Raw genomic sequence first — 4,123 nt, 5'->3', positions numbered from 1 at the left:
ACCNGCNGNNNNACCGGTTCGACATCGACCTGCTGTCGTCGCGGGTCGTGTCCGCGGTCGACTGGCTCGCCGACGTGCCGGCGACGCGGTCGCTGGGGGTGGGGCTGTTCGGGGCGAGCACCGGTGCGGCGGCGGCGCTGCGCGCGGCGGCGGAGCGCCCCGGGCGGGTGGGGTCCGTGGTGTCGCGCGGCGGGCGCCCCGACCTGGCCGGGGACGCGCTGGCACGGGTGGCGGCCCCGGTCCTGCTGGTCGTCGGCGGGGAGGACCCGGAGGTGCTGCGGCTGAACCGCGAGGCGGCCGGGCGGCTGGAGGTGCCGCACCGGGTGGAGGTCGTACCCGGCGCCGGCCACCTCTTCGAGGAGCCGGGCGCGCTGGACCACGTGGTCCGCGCGGCACGGGAGTGGTTCCTGCGGCCGGGCGCCGACGCGCCGGGCGCACCCGGCGGACGGCCGTGACCGGCCGGGACGCGGACGCCCCGGGGGCACCGCGGTGAGGAGGTAGTGATGGAGCTTCGGTTCGAGGACCGGCGGGACGCCGGGCGCCGGCTCGGCGAGCTGGTACGGGTGCGGGCGGCCGAGCGGCGGTGGCCCGACCCGGTGGTGCTGGCCCTGCCCCGGGGCGGCGTGCCGGTCGGGGCGGAGGTGGCGCGGGCGCTCGGCGCGCCGCTCGACGTGCTGGTCGTACGGAAGATCGGGCTGCCCGGCCGGCCGGAGGTGGGCATCGGGGCGATCGCCGGGGAGGCACCGCCCCTGTTCGACGAGCGGGCGCTGGCGATGCTCGGCATCACCCCGGACGAGCTGGGCGCCGACGTGGCGCGCGAGCGCACCGAACTGCACCGGCGGGAGGCCCTGTACCGGCACGGCGACCCGGGTCCGGACCTGCGGGGCCGGACGGCCCTCCTGGTCGACGACGGCCTGGCGACGGGCGTCACGTCCCGGGCGGCGGTCCGGCTGCTGCGGGGCGAGGGGCCCGAGCGGCTGGTGCTGGCGGTCCCCGTGGGCGACCGCCGGGCCGTGGCGGACCTGCGGTCGGAGGTGGACGACCTGGTCTGCCTCTTCGAACCGGCGGACTTCCACGCGGTGGGCCTGTGGTACGAGGACTTCGACCAGGTGCCCGACGACGAGGTGCTCCGGGTGCTGGCGGACCTGTCCGCCCCCGACCGCCTGCGTCCCGTACGCCACCGGTGACCCCGGGCCGTCAGTGATCCCGGGCCACCGGTGACCCCGGGCCGTCCCGGCGGGGCGGGCGCGGATCCGGGCGGCAGTCGCCCGGGCGCGCCCCCGTCCCCGGAGCGCGGCGGGCGCCCGGCCGGCCCGTGCGGGCGACCGGTACCCGCGGGCGACCGGCGCATCCGGACCGCCGGATACGCGCGAGCAGCGGCCGACACCCCCGGACGGCCCGTGCGCGGGCGCGGGCCGTGCGCGGGCGCGGGCCGTGCACGGGGGGCGTCGGCATCCGGCGGGCGCGCGGGCCGTCCCTCGGACGGTCGCCGCCCCGCGGACGGTCGCCGCCCTACGGACAGCCGCCACCCCGCGGACGGTCGCCGTCCGGTGGCGCTAGCGGGGCGGTACGGTCACGGCCGTGACCGCCAGGGCCTCGTCCACGGCCCACCGCCCGGTGAACCCCTCCGCCGGGACGGCCGGGTCGGACTGGAGGAGCCGGGCCGTGAACGTCCCCTCCGGCGCGAAGGCCAACTCGGCCTCCTCGTGCCCCAGCCAGCGGCGGGCGAGCGGGAACCACGCCTTGTAGACCGACTCCTTCGCGCTGAACAGCAGCCGGTCCCAGTGCACTTCGGGATGGAGGCGGGCCAGCTCCGCCAGGTGCGCCCGTTCGGTCTCCGACGCGACCATGCCCAGGACGCCGTCCGGCAGCGGCCGGTGCTCCTCGGCGTCGATCCCGAGGGACCGCAGGTCNGGCTGCCGNCGNNCCCACACGGGCGCCCCGCGCTCGCCCCTCGGTATCGGTACGGGCGCGACGCCCAGGTCGGCGAGGGCCCGCCGCGCGCACCACCGGGCGGTGGTGAACTCCCGCCGCCGCTTGTCCACCGCGCGGCTCACCTCTCCGGCCTCCGTGCCGAGCAGCGGCAGGTCGGGCGGGTCGTGGAAGGCCTCGGCGACGGACACCGCGGACGGCAGTATCAGGTCGATCACGGACGTTCGCTCCCCCCTGGCGCCCCGGCGCCGCCCGACGGGGGGGCACCTTCACGCACGGACGTGCAATCAGATCATCTGCATCCGAACGGATGAAACCATCGCACGCCCGGCGGTGGTACCCCGGCACCGGAAGGCGCCCATGCCCCCGCCGCTCCGGGGCCGGGCGGAGGGACCGGGAGTCCTCCCCCCGGGAACGGGCGATGCCTTCCCGGGGGGAGGACGATCGGGGGTCGCGGCCCGGCCAGGGGGTCACGGGTTCCCGGCGGCGCCGCGATCCCTCCGGGGGCCGTCGCCCGCCGGCGCCTGGGTGTTCGGGTGCGGGGTGTTCGGGTGCGGGGTGTCGCGGCCCGCCGGGGAACGGTTCGCCGATCGGCGCCGCCCGCGCGCCGCACGGAAGACCAGGGCCCGCAGGAGGCGTACGTACGGCGACCGGCGGGCCGGACGGGCCACGGTTCCGGTGCAGGCGCGTTCGGCCCGGTCGAGGGCCTCCTCCAGCAGAGCGTCGTGCAGGGGGCGGAACGCCAGCGGCCAGGTGAGCCGGGCCAGGCCGCTGGTGGACATGGCCAGGGCGTGGTGGATCCGGGTGCGCCCGGGGCCGGCCGGCAGCACCGCCAGCTCGTGGAAGCCGTGGAAGCCCCGCGGCCGGGTGAACTCGAAGCGGACCCAGCGCCCGGGGAGGTAGCCGGACACCGTGTACCCCACCAGCCCGTGGCCGCCCGCCGCGCCGGGGCCGAGCGGCCGGTCGAACCTCATCGGCGACCAGTCGCGGCCGGGCCACAGCAGGTCGCGCTCCCCGCTCGCCAGGGTGTCGATGAGCGCTCCCACCTCGCTCTCGTCCGCGGCCAGCAGGCGCTCGTGCACGTTGCAGACGGCCATGGGCCCTCCTCCCTCGTATTGGAGACCTGCCTCCAATAAAGGAGAGACTACTCTCTGAATGCATGGCGAGACCACCCCGCTTCGACACCGACCAGTTCCTCGACGCCGCCGTCCGCCTCGCCGCCGCGGGCGGACCGTCCGCCGTCACCATGTCGGCGGTCGCCCACGCCGTCGGAGCCCCCAGCGGCTCCGTCTACCACCGCTTCGCCGGACGCACGGCGCTCCTGGCGGAGGTGTGGCTGCGGACCGTGGAACGCTTCCAGGACGGCTACCACGCCGCCCTCGTCCGGGAGAGCGACCCCCGCGAGGCGGCGCGTGCGGCCACCCGGTACGCGGTGAGCTGGAGTCGCACCAACCCGGACGAGGTCGCCCTCCTCCTCTACGGCGCCGCCGACTTCGGCCGTGCCGACTGGTCCGAGGAGCACGTCCGGCGCGCCGACCTCGGCAACCGGCGGGTGCTGGCCTCCCTGGGAGCGCTCGCCGAGGCCCTCGGCGCCACGGACGAGCGGAGCCGGGAGCGCGTGACCCTCGCCCTGATCGACCTGCCGCTGTCCGTGGTCCGCCGCCACCTGCGCGCCGGCGAGCCCCTGCCGCCGTACGCCGAGGACCTCGTCGAGGAGTGCGCGGCCGCGCTGCTGGCATAGGGCCGGTGCCGCGCGTCGTCGGGACCCGCCACTGAATCGGGACCCGGCCGCTGAAGGGCGTCCCGGCCGCGGACGGATCGCGCCCCGCGGGGCGATCCGGCACGCGGTCATCGCCGGCGGCGCTGAGCCGTCCTCGCCCCGGGGCGTCGGGCCGGACCGCCCGTCCGGCCGCCGGCGGCTCCTCCACCGCGCCTCCACCGCGCCTCCGGCGGCAGCCCCGGCGGGCGGGCACGGCCACCCGCCGGCGCCCCGAACCGTCCGGACGCCCGCACCGGCGGGCGCCGTTCACGCAGCGGCCCGGGCCGCCGCACGATCACCGCGACCCCCGCCGACCGCCGGTCCCGGCCGCGTCCCGACCGGGCACGACCGGGCACGACCGGCACCGCCGCGCGCCCGTGAGACCGGAACGGGGCGTCAGGCGCCCCCGCCCGCGGCCCNGNCGCCCTGCCC

General features: G+C 78.5%; 5 protein-coding genes and 1 pseudogene. 3 read left to right on the top strand and 3 right to left on the bottom strand.

Annotated elements, in window-relative coordinates:
- Nucleotides 1-12: 12 nt before the first annotated feature.
- Together MW084_RS16910 and MW084_RS16905 are read left to right on the top strand one after the other, a co-directional pair.
- Nucleotides 13-455, top strand: a 443-nt coding sequence (locus MW084_RS16910) for a dienelactone hydrolase family protein (RefSeq protein WP_275563660.1), incomplete at its 5' end; no start/stop codon positions are given.
- A gap of 48 nt (nucleotides 456-503) precedes the next feature.
- Nucleotides 504-1,187 (top strand): phosphoribosyltransferase, encoded by a 684-nt coding sequence (locus MW084_RS16905; protein ID WP_010472021.1) that lies wholly within the window; start codon nucleotides 504-506, stop codon nucleotides 1,185-1,187.
- 369 nt (nucleotides 1,188-1,556) lie between these two features.
- Here MW084_RS16905 and MW084_RS16900 read toward each other — a convergent pair.
- From MW084_RS16900 to MW084_RS16890, 3 genes and pseudogenes are all read right to left on the bottom strand, one after another.
- Nucleotides 1,557-1,913, bottom strand: a 357-nt coding sequence (locus MW084_RS16900; protein WP_275563659.1) for a 4'-phosphopantetheinyl transferase family protein, incomplete at its 5' end; no start/stop codon positions are given.
- 14 nt (nucleotides 1,914-1,927) lie between these two features.
- Nucleotides 1,928-2,057: pseudogene (locus MW084_RS24345) on the bottom strand (4'-phosphopantetheinyl transferase); the annotation flags it as partial.
- A 345-nt stretch (nucleotides 2,058-2,402) separates the two neighbouring features.
- Nucleotides 2,403-3,029 carry a hypothetical protein gene (locus tag MW084_RS16890; RefSeq protein ID WP_010472018.1) on the bottom strand — a complete coding sequence of 209 codons (627 nt, stop codon included), beginning with the start codon at nucleotides 3,027-3,029 and terminating at the stop codon, nucleotides 2,403-2,405.
- A gap of 62 nt (nucleotides 3,030-3,091) precedes the next feature.
- Here MW084_RS16890 and MW084_RS16885 point away from each other — a divergent pair, with 62 nt between their 5' ends.
- Nucleotides 3,092-3,673, top strand: coding sequence for a TetR/AcrR family transcriptional regulator (locus MW084_RS16885; RefSeq protein ID WP_010472016.1), 582 nt, complete (start codon nucleotides 3,092-3,094; stop codon nucleotides 3,671-3,673).
- The last annotated feature ends 450 nt before the right edge of the window (nucleotides 3,674-4,123 follow it).

The organism is Streptomyces sudanensis (genome assembly GCF_023614315.1).
Classification (GTDB): Bacteria; Actinomycetota; Actinomycetes; order Streptomycetales; family Streptomycetaceae; genus Streptomyces; species Streptomyces sudanensis.
Note: the sequence above shows the minus strand (reverse complement) of the source record. Positions and strands in the feature narration are given on the sequence as shown.

Bases quoted from the DNA above. Each gene is read 5' to 3' on its own strand.
- MW084_RS16905 (WP_010472021.1), top strand. From the start codon at position 504: ATGGAGCTTCGGTTCGAGGACCGGCGGGACGCCGGGCGCCGGCTCGGC.
- MW084_RS16890 (WP_010472018.1), bottom strand. From the start codon at position 3,029: ATGGCCGTCTGCAACGTGCACGAGCGCCTGCTGGCCGCGGACGAGAGC.
- MW084_RS16885 (WP_010472016.1), top strand. From the start codon at position 3,092: ATGGCGAGACCACCCCGCTTCGACACCGACCAGTTCCTCGACGCCGCC.